This window comes from Rathayibacter sp. PhB151 (assembly GCF_004366415.1).
GTDB classification, from domain to species: Bacteria; Actinomycetota; Actinomycetes; order Actinomycetales; family Microbacteriaceae; genus Rathayibacter; species Rathayibacter festucae.
Window position 1 is genome coordinate 400,477 of the sequence record NZ_SOEN01000006.1, and the last position, 15,960, is coordinate 416,436.

Genomic DNA, 15,960 nt, shown 5'->3' on the forward strand with positions numbered 1-15,960 from the left:
GTGTCCGGGCTCCCTGCGGAGTCCTGGGCTCGCGGCCCCGGGGTTCCGGCTCAGACGCTCCAGAACATGATGCGTCCGGCCGAGGCCGAGTCGATGCTCTGGTCGAGGTTGTCGGCGGTGTGCGAGGAGTAGAGGATCGTGCTCCCCTTCACGCTCGTGACGACGCCGGTGTGATCCCAGTCGCCCGAGCCGTCCCAGTCGAACTGCACGACGTCGCCGGGCTTGACCTCCGAGCGCTGCGCGTTCGTGAGCGGCGTCGCCCGCTCCGGGTGCGCGGCCAGGTAGGAGTTGAACGCGGTCGAGGAGGCCCAGGCCGAGCTGTAGCCGCCGGTCCGCGAGTAGCTCCACTCGCCGTCCATCTCCCAGCCGCGGGCGATCAGCGACTGCGAGGTGAAGTTGACGCAGTCGTTGCCGCCGATGACGCCGTACTGCGCGGAGTTGTAGTCGGACCAGTAGGTCTGCAGGTAGTCGAGCTGCGAGGCGAGGCGGCTGGCCTCGAGCGCGGCGGCGGCCTTCGCGGCCTCGATCGCCGGGTCGGGCGTGTAGGCGAAGGTGATCGCGGAGGCGACGACCTTGGTGGTCGCGAGGACGCCGGTCGCGGTCGGGCTGGGCGAGGCGGTCGCGGTGGGGGCGACGAGCTCGGCGGGCTGCGCCTCGGTCGCGGCGGCGGCCGGCGTCGCGGTCGGAGTGGCGGTCGCGTCGGCGGTGGTCGGAGTGGCCGCCGGTGTGGCCGTGGTCGCGGTCAGCGGCTCCTCGGTCGAAGTCGTGGTGTCCACGGCGGGCTGCACCGTCTCGACCGGCGTGCCGTCCACGGTCGCGGCTGCGACGGAGTCCGTGACGGCGTCGAAGGTGATCGGCGCTCCCCCGGCGTCGAAGAAGGCGACGGGGACGACACCCTCGGTCTCGCCGTCCGCGGGCGGCGCCGTGACGGTGATCTGGTCGGGGTTGTCGACGGTGACGCTGCCCTCGGCGTCACCGAAGCGGACCGTGGCGACGGAGTCGAGGTTCGAGCCGGCGATGGTGACGCTCGTGCCGCCGGCGACGGTGCCGGTGGTGGTCGAGACGCTGCTGAGCACCACGCGGGCGTCGGCGGTGATGGCCGGCAGCACGGTGACGGGCGCTGCCGTCGCCGTCGGGGCGGCGGTCGAGGCGGTCGCCGACTCGGCGTCGGCGGAGGCGCCGACGGTGAGGCTCACGCCGGAGGCGGCGGCCACGAGGACGAGCCCGCCCGACATCGCCAGCACGAGGTGCCGGCGCGAGGGGCGGAAGAAGGAGGAGCCGCGACGAGCGGGCTCGACGCGCTGGCGGTGCCCCTCGGCGGCGCGGCGGTCGCGGCGGGAGGGGAAGACGTCCCCGCTCACGGGGTGCAGCGGCGCTCCGGCGGAGGGGCGGATGCCCTCGGCGGCCGGCGCGAGCACGGCGGGGGCGAGGACGGCCGGTGCCGGGGCCTCGACGGCGGGGGCGGCAGGAGCGGCGACCGGAGTCGCGCGGACGCGGCCCTCGCGCTCGCGCGCCTCTCGGCGGGTCAGCGGCGGTGCGAGCTGAGCGTCGGCGGGGGCGACCTCAGCGGCGGCGGGCACGGTGGAACGGGTGGAACTGTGGGGCACAGGGGAACTCACGGGTCGGTGCGCACGGGGGCGGGGGCGTGCGGGATTTCAGGGGGAAGCGGCCATGTCACCACGCGGGAGTCGGAGTCCCATAAGGGTTGCCTCCGAAAGCACTCCGAGTAACGGTACGGTAACAACGCCCGTCTGTCACGTCCGCTTCTGATCGCGACCGTCTCCGCAAGCCCTTGCGCACCGATTTCCGGACACATCCGGATGTCCGAACGGACACGCCGTCAGCCCTCGCGCCGCTCGATCCTCCGAACGGCCGCACGCCGCCGATTGTGCAGCCACCCCCAGCTGGAGAAGTTCCGGGCGTAGAAGATCCAGATTCCCGGGATGGTCGGCAGACCCTCCTCCGCCAGGCGCGCGTTGATCCGTTGCCCGTCCTTCCCACTGCCGTCGCTCTCGGCGAAGACCGATTGGAGGCGAACGAGCACGTCGGAGGAGAACGGATGTCCGGCGATCGCGGCGTCGATCACCTCCAGCTCGCGCTGCAGCTTCTCCCGTGTCGGTCTCCGGAGCACCGTGCTTCCCTTCCGCCTTCCGGCCGCGCGGGCGGGAACCCCTCCCGCCCGCGTCTCAACAGGCTTGTCACCCTCCGATGGATGCGCCGACAGCTCCCCAGCCCGTTCGATCACAGGGCGGGCTTACCGACGGACGACGAGCGGGTTCAACCCCGATGCCGCTCGATCCTGCGCCGGGCGGCACGCCGTCGATTGTGCAGCCACCACCAGCTGAGCGAGTACCGCAGCGTGGAAGCTCCGATCGTCTGAAGTTCCGGCAGGCCCTGCTCACGGAGTCGCGCGCTGATCAGCTCCTTGTCCCCGTCGCCGTCCTCGATGACGGCGAAGGCGCGCGTGATCGGCTCGGACCTGAAGGGATGCGCTGCAATGGCGTCATCGATCGAGCGGAGCTCACGCAATAAGCACTCAGGTGAACGTCGGCGGAACACGCTCCGGCCCTACTTTCCCCTGAGGCAGACCATGATCGCGGACGAGCGCCTCGAGGAGGCGAGCAGCGGAAATGTCATGAGATCTCCTTCGATCGAAAGCGAGCCTGCCTCGCTGTGAAGGAGAGGTTAGGGACGCGCTCCTTCGAACGGAAGGCGTGGCGTGGGACGCCCGACGGGGCGCGCCAGGAGGCGCGAGGGGGTGCTCACGAGCCCGCCGCTCAACCGACCCGGGACCCGGCTACGAGACCGTGCCCGGCGCGTAGTCGGGGGCGTCCGGAAGCCCGAACAGGCGCTCGAGCGTCGGGATGCCGGCGTCGTGCAGGTGCTGCGCGAGCTCCACGCCGATGTAGCGGAGGTGGTACGGCTCGGACTCGTAGCCGGTGATCGGCGTGGTGTCGGGCTTGTAGCGGACGAGGAAGCCGAAGCGGTGCGCGTTCGCGCCGACCCACTGGCCCTCGGGGGTGTCGCCCCAGCAGATCTCGAGGGCGCAGGTCCCCGAGGAGCCGACGACGTCGACGGCCCAGCCGGTCTGGTGCTCGCTGTGCCCCGGGCGCGCGCTGGTCGCGTCCGCTCCGGCCTGGCCGCGGGAGGAGACCCAGCCGGCGTAGACGCTGACCTGGGTGTCGTAGGAGCGGTAGGCGCTCTGCACCGCGAGCGTCAGCCCGGCCTCGCTCGAGGCCGCCGCGAACATCGGCACCAGCGCGTCCGCGGTCGCCTGGCGCATCGGCTGGCGGTTGACGTAGCGGACGTCGGGGTAGACGAGGTCGGCCGGCACGTAGTCGACCGGGTTCAGGGTGCGGAGCTTGTTGACGACCACCCAGATGCTGGCCGGGTCGTCGTTCGAGTGGGCGGAGAGGTCGATCCCGGTCGTCGCGGTCGGCGTCGGCGTGGGCGTCTCGGTCGGCGTCTCGACCGGAGCGGCGCTCGCCGTGGCGGAGGCGCCGGCCGACGCGCCCGGGGTGGCACTCGGAGTCGCGGACGCGGTCGGAGTGCTCGCGCCCCCCGCACCGAGGGCCGCGTTCACTCCCACGGCGGCGATCCCGGCGGCCACGGCGACTCCCCCGATCACCAGGGCTCGGCGCCGTACGGGGCGCCCGTCGGGGGCCGGGTTCTCGTCCGAGGTCATGCTCCGAGCCTACGCGGGGCCCCGTTCGCGCCCGCGGAGAGCCCTGTCAAGCACTGAGGGGTGTATCCGTTCAGCACTGCTCCTCCATGGGGGTGTCGAATATCCTCAAAGGATTCACATAAGCAGACCCCCTAGCTTGAGTGACAGCCTCGGCGACCGCGCGCATCCGCCCCCTCGGATGAGCCGCCCACCGGTCCCGATGACGAGAGGACCCCATGCTGCGCCCCCTGCACGTCCGAGCAGTCCCCCTCCCCGCCCTCGCCCGCGCGATCGAGCTGCCCGACGGCGACGTCCCGCCCGTCGAGGTCACCGGGATCACGCTCACCGCCTCCGACGTCGAGCCGGGTGACCTCTTCGTCGCTCTCGCCGGCGTCCACCGCCACGGCTCCGACTTCGTCGCGGAGGCCGCCGAGCGCGGCGCCGTCGGCGTCCTCACCGATCCCGCCGGCGAGTCCGCCTCGCGCGCCACCGGTCTGCCCGTGCTGGTCGTCGACGACCCGCGCGCCCGCCTCGGCGCCGTCGCGGCCGTCGTCTACGCGACCACCGAGCGCGCGCCCCTGCTCCTCGGCGTGACCGGCACCAACGGCAAGACCTCGACGGTGCACATGCTCGAGGGGATGCTCCGCCAGCTCGGTGTCGTGCCGGGCCTGAGCTCCACGGCCGAGCGCCACATCGGCGATACCTCGGTGACGAGCGGGCTGACCACTCCCGAGGCCACCGAGCTGCACGCCCTCGTCGCGCGCATGCAGGAGGAGGGCGTCGGCGCCGCGGCGATCGAGGTCAGCGCGCAGGCCCTCACCCGGCACCGCGTCGACGGCGTCGTCTTCGACGTCGCGGCGTTCACGAACCTCAGCCACGACCACCTCGACGACTACGGCGACATGGACACCTACTTCGCCCAGAAGGTGCAGCTGTTCCAGCCCGACCGCTCCCGCCGCGCGGTCGTCTCGCTCGACTCGCCCGCCGGGCACCGGGTCGTGGCGGAGGCGGGCGTGCCCGTCACCACGATCACCTCGCTCCCCGACGTCGACGCCGACTGGCGGGTGAGCATCCTCGAGCAGGAGTTCGGCCGCACCCACTTCCGCGTCGAGAACCGCGAGAACCGGGCGATCACCACCTCCGTCCCGATCATCGGCTCGCACATGGCGGCCAACGCCGCCCTGGCGATCGTGATGCTGATCGAGGCGGGCCGGCCGATCGGCGAGATCCGCGCCGCCCTGCACCGCGACGGCGGCCTCGACGTCTCGCTCCCCGGCCGCACCGAGCGCGTCTCGGGCGAGCGCGGCCCCACCGTCTACGTCGACTTCGGTCACAGCGCCGACGCCTTCGCCCGCACGCTCGAGGCGGTCCGCGAGGTCACCCCCGGCCGCGTGATCATGGTCTTCGGCGCCGACGGCGACCGCGACGCCCTCAAGCGGCCGGCGATGGCCGAGGCGGCCGTCTCGGGCAGCGACGTGCTGGTGATCACCGACCACCACCCGCGCTTCGAGGACCCGGCGTCGATCCGCGCCACGCTGCTGGCGGCGGCCCGTGCGGCGCGTCCCGACGGCGAGATCCACGAGGTCGACGACCCCAAGCGCGCGATCCGCGTCGCGGTGTCGCTGGCGCACGAGGGCGACTCGATCCTCTGGGCGGGACCCGGGCACCAGAACTACCGCGACATCGAGGGCGTGCGGACGCCGTACTCGGCGCGGGCCGAGGCGCGGGCGGCGCTCCGCGAGGCCGGCTGGGCCGAGGCGGGGATCCCGGCGCACAGCTGATCGGCGGCGATCGGCGCCCTTGATCGCCGCTCGCTTCGAGCCCTTCATCGGGGGCGCTTCGGGCCCTTCATCGGGGGCGCTCCCGGACCCTGAGCGACGGCATCGGACCCCGGATCGGGCGGCGCCCTCTGAGATCCTCCACAGGCTCGCCGGAAGCAGTGCCGGTGAGCTCGCACGCGGTGTAACTTTGCGCAGCACGCAACGTTTGCGGCGGTCCGCCGTGCCCTGGCGGCGTCCGCCAGACAAGGGGACCCCCGTGACCGATTCCGCCCGCCCACCCGCGACCGCCGCCACCCCGTCGGGCGCGATCATGACGCACCGCCAGATCCTCTTCGTGATCTTCGGCCTGATGGCGGGGATGTTCCTGTCCTCGCTCGACCAGACCATCGTCGGCACCTCGATGCGCACCATCGCCGACGACCTCGACGGCCTCTCGCAGCAGGCCTGGGTCACCACCGCGTACCTGATCGTCTCGACGATCGCGACGCCGATCTACGGCAAGCTCTCCGACATCTTCGGCCGCCGCCCGCTCTACCTGATCGCCATCGTCCTGTTCCTGATCGGCTCGCTCCTGGCCGGCTTCGCGACATCGATGCTCGGCCTCGCCGGCTTCCGCGCGGTGCAGGGCCTCGGCGCCGGCGGACTGATGTCGCTCGCCCTCACGGTGATGGGCGACATCCTCCCGCCGCGCGAGCGCGCCAAGTACCAGGGCTACTTCCTCGCCGTCTTCGGCATCTCGAGCGTCGTCGGTCCGCTGATCGGCGGGCTCCTCGCCGGCACCCCCGAGATCCTCTTCATCACCGGCTGGCGCTGGGTCTTCCTGATCAACCTGCCGATCGGTGCCGTCGCGCTCTTCATCGTCGTGCGCTTCCTGCACCTGCCCAAGCCCGCCGCCCGCCGCTCCGTCCGGATCGACTGGTGGGGTGCCGCGCTCGTCATCGTCGCTGCCGTCCCGCTCCTGCTGGTCGCCGAGCAGGGCCGCGAGTGGGGCTGGGGCTCGCCGATCGCCTGGGTCTGCTACGTCGTCGGCGTGCTCGGCATCGTCGGCTTCATCGCGGCCGAGCGGATGATGGGCGACGACGCGCTGATCCCGCTCAAGCTCTTCCGCTCGCCGACCTTCTCGATGGCGACCGTCCTGGGCGTCCTCGTCGGCTTCGGCATGTTCGGCGGCATGATGGCGCTCCCGCTCTACCTGCAGCTCGTCAACGGCGCGACGCCGACCGAGTCCGGCTTCCTGATGCTGCCGATGATCCTCGGCCTGATGATCGCCTCGATCGTCTCGGGCCAGATCATCTCGCGCACCGGCCGGTACCGCGCCTTCCCCATCCTGGGCACCTTCCTGATGTCGGCGGCGTTCTTCTACCTGTCCTTCGTCTCGATCGACAAGCCGGTGATCTTCGTGATGGGCGGCATGCTGCTGCTCGGCCTCGGCCTCGGCCAGATGATGCAGACGCTGACCCTCGCCTCGCAGAACTCGGTCGACACGGCGAACATGGGCGTCGCGACCAGCGCCTCGACGTTCTTCCGCCAGATCGGCGGCACGCTCGGCACCGCAGTCATCTTCTCGGTGCTGTTCAGCCGCATCCCCGAGACGATCGCCGCCGCGTTCAAGAACCCGACGATCGCCGCGAACCTGCAGGCCGCCGCCTCGGACCCGACGATCGCGGCCGACCCGGCCAACGCCGGCATCCTGAAGCTGCTGCAGTCGCAGGACACCGCGGCGATCGGCTCGGCGCTCGACGGCGACACCTCGTTCCTGAACACGGCGAACGACGCGCTCTCGGCGCCGTTCCTCACCGGCTTCAACGACGCGACGGTCACGGTCTTCCAGGTCGCGCTCGGCGTCGTGCTGCTCGCCTTCGTGCTCTCCTGGTTCCTGAAGACCCCGCCGCTGCGGGCGAAGTCGGCGATGCAGGAGGCGCACGACCTCGCGAACGAGGACGCCGCGGCCGAGCTGCGCCGCACCGACCCGCAGATGGCCGCCCGCGCCGGTGCCGATCTCGCCGCCGGCAGCATCGAGCCCGACGTGCGGACCGACTCCGTCGCCACGGCGCCCCGGCGCTCGGAGGACGGCGACCGGCGAGGCTGAGCGCTGCGCCCGGTCGACTCCCCGCGACCCTCGACGGCCCGGACGCCTCGGCGTGCCGGGCCGTCGGCGTTCCCGGAGCCGTGCCTCCGCCCGCCGTGCCGCCCGGCCCACCGCCCGCCCCGCCAGCGCGGCGAGAGAGCGCTCCACCGGGATGGTCGTAGGATGACGGGACAGCCGCCGAAGGAGTCCGCAGTGACCGTTCCCCCCTCCCCCGCCTCGCCGACCCTGCCGGCCCAGATCGCTCTGGCCGAGCGCCTCGCCGCACGCGACTGGCCCGCCGGATTCCTCTGGGGCTCCGCCACCGCCGCCGCGCAGATCGAGGGCGCCGGCCACGAGGGCGGCAAGGAGGACAGCATCTGGGACGCCTTCTCCCGCGTCCCCGGTGCCGTCGCGAACGGCGACACCCCCGAGGTCGCCGTCGACCACTACCACCGGATGCCGGCCGACGTGCAGCTGATGAAGCGCCTCGGCCTGGCCTCCTACCGCTTCTCGGTCAGCTGGTCGCGGGTGAAGCCCGGCGACCGCGCCGTCAACGACGAGGGGCTCGACTTCTACTCCCGCCTCGTCGACGAGCTGCTCGGCGCCGGCGTCCTGCCCTGGCTGACCCTCTACCACTGGGACCTCCCGCAGGCCCTCGAGGAGACGGGCGGCTGGACGAACCGCGACACCGCCGAGCGCTTCCGGGACTACGCGGAGGCCGTGCACGCACGCCTCGGCGACCGGGTGGCGCACTGGACCACCTTCAACGAGCCGTTCTGCTCGACCCTGCTCTCCTACGGCGCCGGGATCCACGCGCCGGGTGTAATCTCGCAGCAGGCCGCTCTCGCCGCCGTGCACCACACGCACCTCGCGCACGGACTCGCCGTCTCGGCCCTGCGCGAGCTCGGCGCGCAGAACCTCGGCATCACGCTCAACCTCTCCAACGCCGTCCCCGACGACCCGGAGGACGAGGTCGATCTCGACGCCGCCCGCCGCTTCGACGCGCTGCAGAACCGCATCTTCCTCGACCCGCTGCTGCTCGGCGAGTACCCCGAGGACCTGCTCGAGGACGTCGCGGGCCTGGGCCTGGACGAGCTGATCCAGGACGGCGATCTCGCGACGATCGCGCAGCCGCTCGACTTCCTCGGCGTGAACCACTACCACGACGACAACGTCTCCGGGCACCCGCTGCCGGCCGGCGCGGAGGACTTCGCCCAGGCCACCGAGCGCGAGGTCGGCTCGCCGTGGGTCGGCTCGGAGTCGATCACCTTCCCCTCGCGCGGCCTGCCGCGGACCGCGATGGACTGGGAGGTGCACCCCGACGGGCTGCGCTACCTGCTCACCCGGCTGGGCCTGGAGTACGAGAACCTGCCGCCGCTCTACGTCACCGAGAACGGCGCCGCCTACGACGACGTCGTCGAGGACGGCCGCGTGCACGACGTCGACCGCACGCAGTACGTGCTCGACCACGTCGAGAAGGTCGCCGACGCGATCGACCAGGGCGCCGACGTCCGCGGCTACTTCGTCTGGTCGCTGCTCGACAACTACGAGTGGGCCTGGGGCTACGAGAAGCGCTTCGGTATCGTCCGCGTCGACTACTCGAGCCAGGAGCGGCTGATCAAGGACTCGGGACTCGTCTACTCGCGGCTCATCGGCGGCACCGCGGCCGAGGCGCTGGACTAGACCGTGTCCGAGGGGATCAGGGGAGGCGGGCGCTCGCCGACGCTCGAGGCCGTCGCCGCGCGGGCCGGGGTCTCCCGCGCCACGGTCTCGCGGGTGGTCAACAACGCGCCGCAGGTCGCCGCCGAGATCGTCGCCGCCGTGCAGAAGGCCATCGCCGAGCTCGACTACGTGCCCAACCGGGCCGCGCGGATGCTCGCCTCCCGCCGCACGCAGTCGATCGCGCTGATCGTGCCGGAGTCGACCGCGCGCGTCTTCGCCGACCCCTTCTTCGCCGCGATCGTGCAGGGCGCCGCGATGCGTCTCGCCGACACCGACTACACGCTCTCGATGCTGATCGCGTCGGAGACCAGCGGCGAGAAGACCCGGCGCTACCTCCTCGGCGGCAACGTCGACGGCGCTCTGGTCGTCTCGCACCACTCCGGCGACCACTCCTACGCCGCGCTGTCGAACTCGCTGCCGATCGTCTTCGGCGGCCGGCCGCTCTCGCCGGACGAGCGCGACTCCTACTTCGTCGACGTCGACAACGCCGACGGGGCCGCCGTCGCGACCGCGCACCTGATCGCGGGCGGCCGCCGCCGCATCGCGACGATCGCCGGCCCGGCCGACATGCCGCCGGGCGTCGACCGCCTGATCGGCTGGCGCAGCGCCCTCACCGACGCGGGGCTCGACGACTCGCTCGTCGAGTGGGGCGACTTCTCGCCCGAGAGCGGCACAGAGGCGATGCGCCGCCTCCTCGAGCGCGACCCCGCCATCGACGGGCTCTTCGCCGCCAACGACCAGATGGCCGTCGGCGCCTACGCCGCGCTGCGCGAGGCCGGCCGCCGCGTCCCCGAGGACGTCGCCGTCGTCGGCTTCGACGACGACATCTTCGCCCGCTCCGCGGTGCCCGCCCTCAGCACCGTCCGCCAGGTCCCGGTCGAGCTCGGCGCCCGCATGGCCGAGCTGCTGACCGCCCGCATCGAGGGCGCCGACGTCGAGCACCGCACCCTGATGCCCACCGAGCTGATCGTCCGCGCGAGCTCCTGACCGCGCCCACACTCCGAGAGTTGTCGTGCTCGACCCTCGAGTACGACAACTTCTGAGGACCGGTTGGCGTGGTCGAGCACGGAGCGACCTCGGCGAGCTCATGGCCGCCAGCCGTGCGCCATCAGGGCGGCCCGGATCTCGGCGACGGTGCGCGCGCGGTCCCGCTCGAGGCCGTCGGCGCGGACCACGACCTGGATCCAGCCCGCCAGCTGGAGCGCCAGGGAGCGCTCGCGATCGCGCGCGTACTGCGCATCGCTGGTCTGGTGCTGGCGGCCGTCGTACTCCGCGAGCACCTTCCACCGGCGGAAGACGAGGTCGCCGATCGCGATGAGCCGGCCGCCGACCGTGATCTCGGCGTTGACCTCCGGGGCCGGGAGTCCTGCCTCGCGAACCAGCGATCGCAGTGCCGTCTCCCTGCAGGAGGCGGCCGCGGTCGAGACGAGCCGCAGCACGCTCTCGAGCCGTCGTCGTCCGGGCCCGTGGTACCCGTTCACTCGGTCCTGCAGGTCGGAGAGTCCCGTGTACGGACGCGGATCGACCTCGTCCGGGTAGCGGGGCACGAGGAGGAGGTGATCGGCGGCCGCCAGGAGGTCGCGGTCGGGAAGGAGCATCGCGAGCGAGACCCACGTCGACGCCGCATCGGCGACCGGCAGTTCGAACCTCTTGGACACGGCGACGTTGTGCGGCAGAAGGACGTGCCCGACAACGCCCCGAGTCCGCGGCGGTCGCCGCGGGGAGAACGTTGCGACGTGGATCGGATCGTCCTCCGGCCGCCGGAAGGGAAGCGGCACCGACCAGAGCTCGGCTGCCGTCAGATGCGAGAAGAACTGCCCCGGACGCAGCCGTGGCCGATAGGCCAGAGCACGCTCGACGTGCGTCACCGGCATGACGCGTGTCCTCACTCCGTGGAACGGGCTCGCCAGTCGCGGCGACCGCAGTTCGCCGTCCGTCGCGCCTTCGCGCAGGGCCGCGCGGCGGGTGAACGCTCCGAGATCGATGTCCGTCATGCGCCGATCGTGCTGCACCCGAGCCGACGCCGTAGCTCCGTTCCCTCCAACCGAGGGACAACTCCCTCCGACTGTCCCTGTGGAGGACTAACGCCCCCGACCTCTCCTCAAAAGTTGTCGTACTGGGCGCTCCTCTACGACAACTCCTGGAGAGCGGATCCTCACGCCGACGAGGCGGCCATCACGTCCGCAGGAGTTGTCGTAGCGGGTGCGCGAGTACGACAACTTTTGGAGAGGGGGCGGGGCGGCCTCAGAGGTAGAGCGGCTCCGGGTCGTGGGCGGCGAAGCGGCGGCGCATCACGGCGATGGCGTCGGCGTGCTCGTCGACGAGGACGAAGCGGCGGCCCAGGGCGTGGGCGACGGCGCCGGTGGTGCCGGAGCCGGCGAAGAAGTCGAGGACGGCGTCGCCCTCGCGACTGGAGGCCTGGACGATGCGACGGAGCACGCCCTCGGGCTTCTGGGTGGGGTAGCCGGTCTTCTCGCGGCCGGTGGGCGAGACGATGGTGTGCCACCAGACGTCGGTGGGGCGCTTGCCGCGCTCGGCCTTCTCGGGGGTGACGAGGCCGGGCGCCATGTACGGCTCGCGGTCGACGGCGGCGGAGTCGAAGTGATAGCCGCGCGGGTCCTTCACGTAGACGAGGATCGTGTCGTGCTTGGTCGGCCAGCGCTTGGTGGCCTTGGCGCCGTAGTCGTAGGCCCAGATGATCTCGTTGAGGAAGCACTCGCGGCCGAACAGAGCGTCCAGCAGCACCTTCGCGTAGTGCGCCTCGCGGTAGTCGAGGTGCAGGTAGAGGGTCCCGTCGTCGGCGAGCAGGCGCCAGGCCTCGGCGAGGCGCGGCTCGAGGAAGGACCAGTAGTCGTCGAAGCGGTCGTCGTAGCGGAGGAGGTCGCCGCGGATCCGCTCGTAGCTGCGGCCCTTGAAGCCCGAGATGGTCCCGGTCGCCGAGCGGACGGAGGTGGTCGACGTCCGCACCTGCGCGCGGCCGGTGTTGAACGGCGGATCGAGGTACACCACGGTGAAGGACCCGTCCGCGAGCAGCGGCAGGACCTCGAGGTTCTCGGCGTGGATCACCGCGCTCCGGGTCGCCGGGACGCCGTCCGCGATCTGGATCGTCCTGGGCACTCCGCAATGGTGTCACGGGGGCGCCGGCCCCTCCGACACGGCCCGGGCCCCTCCGACACGCCTCGGCGGGCGGGTGCCCGGGCCGCCGCGGGCCCCGGCGTAGAGTGACGCGATGATCTCCGAGGTGCGCCACGACGAGGACCGGTCCCAGTACACGCTGTGGGTCGACGGCGAGAACGTCGGCCTCGCCGACTACGCGGTCCGCGGCGCGGACGTGGTCTTCCTGCACACCGAGATCGCGCCCGAGCACCGGCACGAGGGCCTCGGCGACCGTCTGGTCGAGGCGGCCCTGGACGACGCCCACGACCGCGGCGCGCACGTCGTCCCGCTCTGCCCGTTCGTCGCCGACTTCATCGCCGAGCACCCGGACTACCAGGAGCTCCTCGCGAGCTGAGCGGAGCGGAGCCGGAGCCGGAGCCGCGGAGGGCGCCCCGCCTCACGGCACCCGGCGCAGCCACTCCGGCGTCGAGTACTTCGACGCCACGAGCTCCTCGGCCTCCGCGTACTCCTCGGCCGTCAGGTCGCCCGCGGTCCCGCCGTGCAGCTGGACGAACGTCGCCTTCATCCGCTCGATGATCTCGGCGCGGCTGAGCCCGGTCTGGCTGCGCAGCGGGTCGACGCGCTTCACGGCGGAGGCGATGCCCTTGTCGGAGAGCTTCTCGCGCCCGATCCGCAGCACCTGCACCATCTTCTCGGCGTCGATGTCGTAGCTCATGGTGACGTGGTGCAGGACGGCACCGGAGCCGAGCCGCTTCTGCGCCGCGCCGCCGATCTTGCCGGAGGGCGAGGTGATGTCGTTGAGCGGCTGGTAGACCGCGTCGATGCCGAGCGACTGCAGCGCGCTGACGGCCCACTCGTCGAGGAAGGCGTAGGAGTCGGCGAAGGTGAGGCCCTGCACCAGATCGCCGGGCACGTAGAGCGAGTAGGTGACGACGCTGCCCGCCTCCATGAACATCGCGCCGCCACCGGAGATGCGCCGGACGACCTCGACGCCGTACTTCGCCGCGTTCTCGAGGTCGACCTCGTTGCGCAGCGACTGGAAGCTGCCGATCACCACGGCGGGCTGGTCCCACTCCCAGATCCGCAGCGTCGGCTCGCGGCGCCCCTCGCCCACGGCGGCGGTGAGCACCTCGTCGAGCGCGAGGTGCATCGACGGCGAGACCGCCTTCGCGTGCACGATCCGCCAGTCGTAGTCGCGCCAGCTGGTCGCCTTCTGCAGCGAGCGCCGGATCGCCACCGCGACGGCCTCGGGCGTGAAGCCGAGCAGCACCGCGTCCGTCGGCAGCGCCTGCCGGATGGCCGCGGCGATCGTCTTCGCGTCGCTCTCGGCCGGCAGCCCCACCACCGCGCGGTCGATGTCGTCGAGCGCCGTGTCTGGCTCGAGGAAGAAGTCGCCCGCGAGCCGGAAGCCGGCGAACCTCCCGTCGACGACGTCGAGGTCGACGACCACGAGCTTTCCACCGGGGACCTTGTACTCGCCATGCATGACGCCAGCCTAGGCCGGAGGAGCGGCGTCCTCCCCTGGTGCGGGGAACCGCTGGTCGAGCCAGTCGACCAGGTCGGCCGTGACCTCGACGCGGTTGAGCTCCTGGAACAGCTCGTGCCGCGCCTCCGGGTACACCCGCACGCTGACGTCGGTGCAGCCCGCGCGACGCCGGTAGGCCTGCGCCAGCGCCCGCACCGAGCGCTCGCCGCCGAGCGTGTCGTCGGCGCCGACCACCAGCAGCAGCGGCAGCGGGTGCTCGGGCCGCCGCGCGGGCCGGCCGATCAGCCGGAGCGTCTCGCGCAGTCCGATCCGCTTCGCGAGCGGAGTGGTGAAGGTCAGCGGGTCGTCGTGGAAGAGCTGCCAGACCGCCGGGTCGCGCGAGAGCCACTCGAGCCCGAGCCCGCCGGGCACCCGGTGCCGGCGGGCCAGATCGCCCGCGTTCATGTAGCCGGGCAGCCGGTAGGCCGTGCCACTGAGGATCAGGGCCGCGTAGTCGGCGGAGCGGTGGTCGACGATCCGCTGCGCCATCAGCGAGCCCCAGGAGTGGCCGAGCAGGACGATCGGGACGCCGCAGTTCTCCCCCGCGAGCTCGCGGGTGAGCCGGTTGATCGCCTCCTCCGCCGCGCGCAGACCGCCCGGCCCGAGCCGGCCGAGCTCGGCGACGTCGCCGCCGTGCTGCTCGAGGCCGGTGCGCCCGTGCCCGCGGTGGTCGTCGGCGGCGACGGCGTAGCCCGCGGCGACCAGCGCCTCGGCGAGCTCGACGTAGCGGCCGGAGTGCTCGCCGACGCCGTGCGCGATCTGCACGATCGCCCTCGGGCGCGGGTGCGACCACCAGCGCCAGTGGATCGTCACGCCGTAGGCGTCCTGGAAGGTCCTGTCGACCGCGGTGCCGGGCATGGGACCAGTGTGGCCCTCCGGCCGCTGAGCGCGAAGACGAGTGGGAGAACTGAGAAGATACTCACGATCCGTCGGACAACGGTCCCGACCGCCCGCCCGATCGCTAGCGTTCTACCGCCGTGCGGAGCCCCCACGACCGTCCCCATCCCCCTTCTCGAGCGAGGCCAGCCCCCACATGACCGTGTCGCCCCTGATCTGGACCCTGACGATCGTCTTCATCGTCCTGCTCCTGCTCTTCGACTTCTTCTTCCACGTGCGCAAGGCGCACGAGCCGACCCTCAAGGAGTCGGCGCTCTGGTCGGCCCTCTACGTCGGCATCGCCGTGCTCTTCGGCGTCGGCGTCCTCGTCTTCGGCGGACCGACCCCCGGCTCCGAGTACTTCGCCGGCTACATCACGGAGAAGGCCCTGTCGGTCGACAACCTCTTCGTCTTCCTCATCATCATGGCGAGCTTCAAGGTGCCGCGCGCCGACCAGCAGAAGGTGCTGCTCTTCGGCATCGTCTTCGCGCTGATCGCCCGCACCGGCTTCATCTTCCTCGGCGCCGCGCTGATCAACTCCTTCGCCTGGATCTTCTACCTCTTCGGCCTGATCCTGCTGCTGACGGCGTTCAACCTGGTGAAGCCCGGCGACGAGCACGCCGGCGACAACGTGATGGTCCGCCTCGCCAAGCGGATCTTCAAGACGAGCGACCAGTACGACGGCGACAAGTTCTACACCCACATCGACGGCAAGAAGGTCCTCACGCCGATGATCCTGGTGATGGCGGCGATCGGCGGCACGGACATCCTGTTCGCCCTCGACAGCGTCCCCGCGATCTTCGGTCTCACCAGCGACGTCTTCCTGGTCTTCACCGCCACGGCGTTCTCGCTGCTGGGCCTGCGCCAGCTCTACTTCCTGATCGACGGCCTGCTCGACCGCCTCGTCTACCTCAGCTACGGCCTCGCCGCGATCCTCGCCTTCATCGGCGTGAAGCTGATCCTGCACGCGCTGCACGAGAACAACCTGCCGTTCATCAACGGCGGCGAGCACGTCGAGGTCTTCGAGATCGGCACCGGCCTCTCGCTCACCGTGATCATCGGAGTGCTGGCCGTCACGGTCATCGCCTCGCTGGTCAGCCCGAAGGGCCGCCGCATGGCCGCCGAGGCCGCGGAGCGCAAGCGCGTAGCCGCAGCAGCGGGCGCGGACGTCGACGCGACACACTGACCTGCAGAGACAAGGCTGGGA

At 71.8% G+C, this 15,960-nt stretch carries 14 protein-coding genes; 6 read left to right on the forward strand and 8 right to left on the reverse strand.

The window, feature by feature from the left end; translation table 11 throughout:
• Positions 1-50: 50 nt before the first annotated feature.
• The 4 genes from EDF35_RS02575 to EDF35_RS02590 form a co-directional block, all read right to left on the reverse strand.
• On the reverse strand, positions 51-1,580 hold the full coding sequence (locus EDF35_RS02575; protein WP_133960635.1) for an amidase domain-containing protein: 1,530 nt from the start codon (positions 1,578-1,580) through the stop codon (positions 51-53).
• 260 nt (positions 1,581-1,840) lie between these two features.
• Positions 1,841-2,245 carry a hypothetical protein gene (locus EDF35_RS02580; RefSeq protein ID WP_133960636.1) on the reverse strand — a complete coding sequence of 135 codons (405 nt, stop codon included), beginning with the start codon at positions 2,243-2,245 and terminating at the stop codon, positions 1,841-1,843.
• A gap of 32 nt (positions 2,246-2,277) precedes the next feature.
• The gene (locus EDF35_RS02585) at positions 2,278-2,559 is read right to left on the reverse strand and encodes a hypothetical protein (protein ID WP_243839820.1); all 282 of its coding nucleotides are present in this window, start codon (positions 2,557-2,559) and stop codon (positions 2,278-2,280) included.
• 238 nt (positions 2,560-2,797) lie between these two features.
• A complete protein-coding gene (locus EDF35_RS02590; RefSeq protein WP_133960637.1) occupies positions 2,798-3,685 on the reverse strand; it encodes a M15 family metallopeptidase in 888 nt (295 codons plus the stop codon).
• Positions 3,686-3,900: 215 nt separating this feature from the next.
• On the opposite strand from EDF35_RS02590, the gene EDF35_RS02595 reads away from it, so the two are divergent.
• The 4 genes from EDF35_RS02595 to EDF35_RS02610 all read left to right on the forward strand — a co-directional run bounded on the left by EDF35_RS02595 (position 3,901) and on the right by EDF35_RS02610 (position 10,222).
• The gene (locus EDF35_RS02595; protein ID WP_133960638.1) at positions 3,901-5,445 is read left to right on the forward strand and encodes a UDP-N-acetylmuramoyl-L-alanyl-D-glutamate--2,6-diaminopimelate ligase; all 1,545 of its coding nucleotides are present in this window, start codon (positions 3,901-3,903) and stop codon (positions 5,443-5,445) included.
• Positions 5,446-5,755: 310 nt separating this feature from the next.
• Positions 5,756-7,534 carry an MDR family MFS transporter gene (locus tag EDF35_RS02600; RefSeq protein ID WP_123733549.1) on the forward strand — a complete coding sequence of 593 codons (1,779 nt, stop codon included), beginning with the start codon at positions 5,756-5,758 and terminating at the stop codon, positions 7,532-7,534.
• A gap of 243 nt (positions 7,535-7,777) precedes the next feature.
• Positions 7,778-9,196 (forward strand): GH1 family beta-glucosidase, encoded by a 1,419-nt coding sequence (locus EDF35_RS02605; protein WP_243839883.1) that lies wholly within the window; start codon positions 7,778-7,780, stop codon positions 9,194-9,196.
• A gap of 3 nt (positions 9,197-9,199) precedes the next feature.
• Positions 9,200-10,222, forward strand: a complete 1,023-nt coding sequence (locus EDF35_RS02610; RefSeq protein ID WP_123701991.1) for a LacI family DNA-binding transcriptional regulator — start codon at positions 9,200-9,202, stop codon at positions 10,220-10,222.
• A 98-nt stretch (positions 10,223-10,320) separates the two neighbouring features.
• Here the strand turns inward: EDF35_RS02610 and EDF35_RS20615 are convergent, their stop codons facing one another.
• The gene (locus EDF35_RS20615) at positions 10,321-10,893 is read right to left on the reverse strand and encodes a DUF559 domain-containing protein (protein WP_166673984.1); all 573 of its coding nucleotides are present in this window, start codon (positions 10,891-10,893) and stop codon (positions 10,321-10,323) included.
• Positions 10,894-11,479: 586 nt separating this feature from the next.
• Positions 11,480-12,352 carry a site-specific DNA-methyltransferase gene (locus tag EDF35_RS02620; RefSeq protein WP_123701986.1) on the reverse strand — a complete coding sequence of 291 codons (873 nt, stop codon included), beginning with the start codon at positions 12,350-12,352 and terminating at the stop codon, positions 11,480-11,482.
• Positions 12,353-12,464: 112 nt separating this feature from the next.
• Between EDF35_RS02620 and EDF35_RS02625 the strand changes: the two genes are divergently transcribed.
• Complete coding sequence (locus tag EDF35_RS02625; protein WP_133960641.1) at positions 12,465-12,746, forward strand: GNAT family N-acetyltransferase; 282 nt, start codon at positions 12,465-12,467, stop codon at positions 12,744-12,746.
• Positions 12,747-12,788: 42 nt separating this feature from the next.
• On the opposite strand, the gene EDF35_RS02630 is transcribed toward EDF35_RS02625, so the two are convergent.
• The gene (locus EDF35_RS02630) at positions 12,789-13,838 is read right to left on the reverse strand and encodes a biotin/lipoate A/B protein ligase family protein (RefSeq protein ID WP_133960642.1); all 1,050 of its coding nucleotides are present in this window, start codon (positions 13,836-13,838) and stop codon (positions 12,789-12,791) included.
• Between the two features lie 9 nt (positions 13,839-13,847).
• Positions 13,848-14,735, reverse strand: coding sequence for an alpha/beta fold hydrolase (locus EDF35_RS02635; protein WP_133960643.1), 888 nt, complete (start codon positions 14,733-14,735; stop codon positions 13,848-13,850).
• 175 nt (positions 14,736-14,910) lie between these two features.
• Here EDF35_RS02635 and EDF35_RS02640 point away from each other — a divergent pair, with 175 nt between their 5' ends.
• Entirely contained in the window at positions 14,911-15,939 is a 1,029-nt protein-coding gene (locus EDF35_RS02640) for a TerC family protein (protein WP_133960644.1), read from the forward strand.
• The last annotated feature ends 21 nt before the right edge of the window (positions 15,940-15,960 follow it).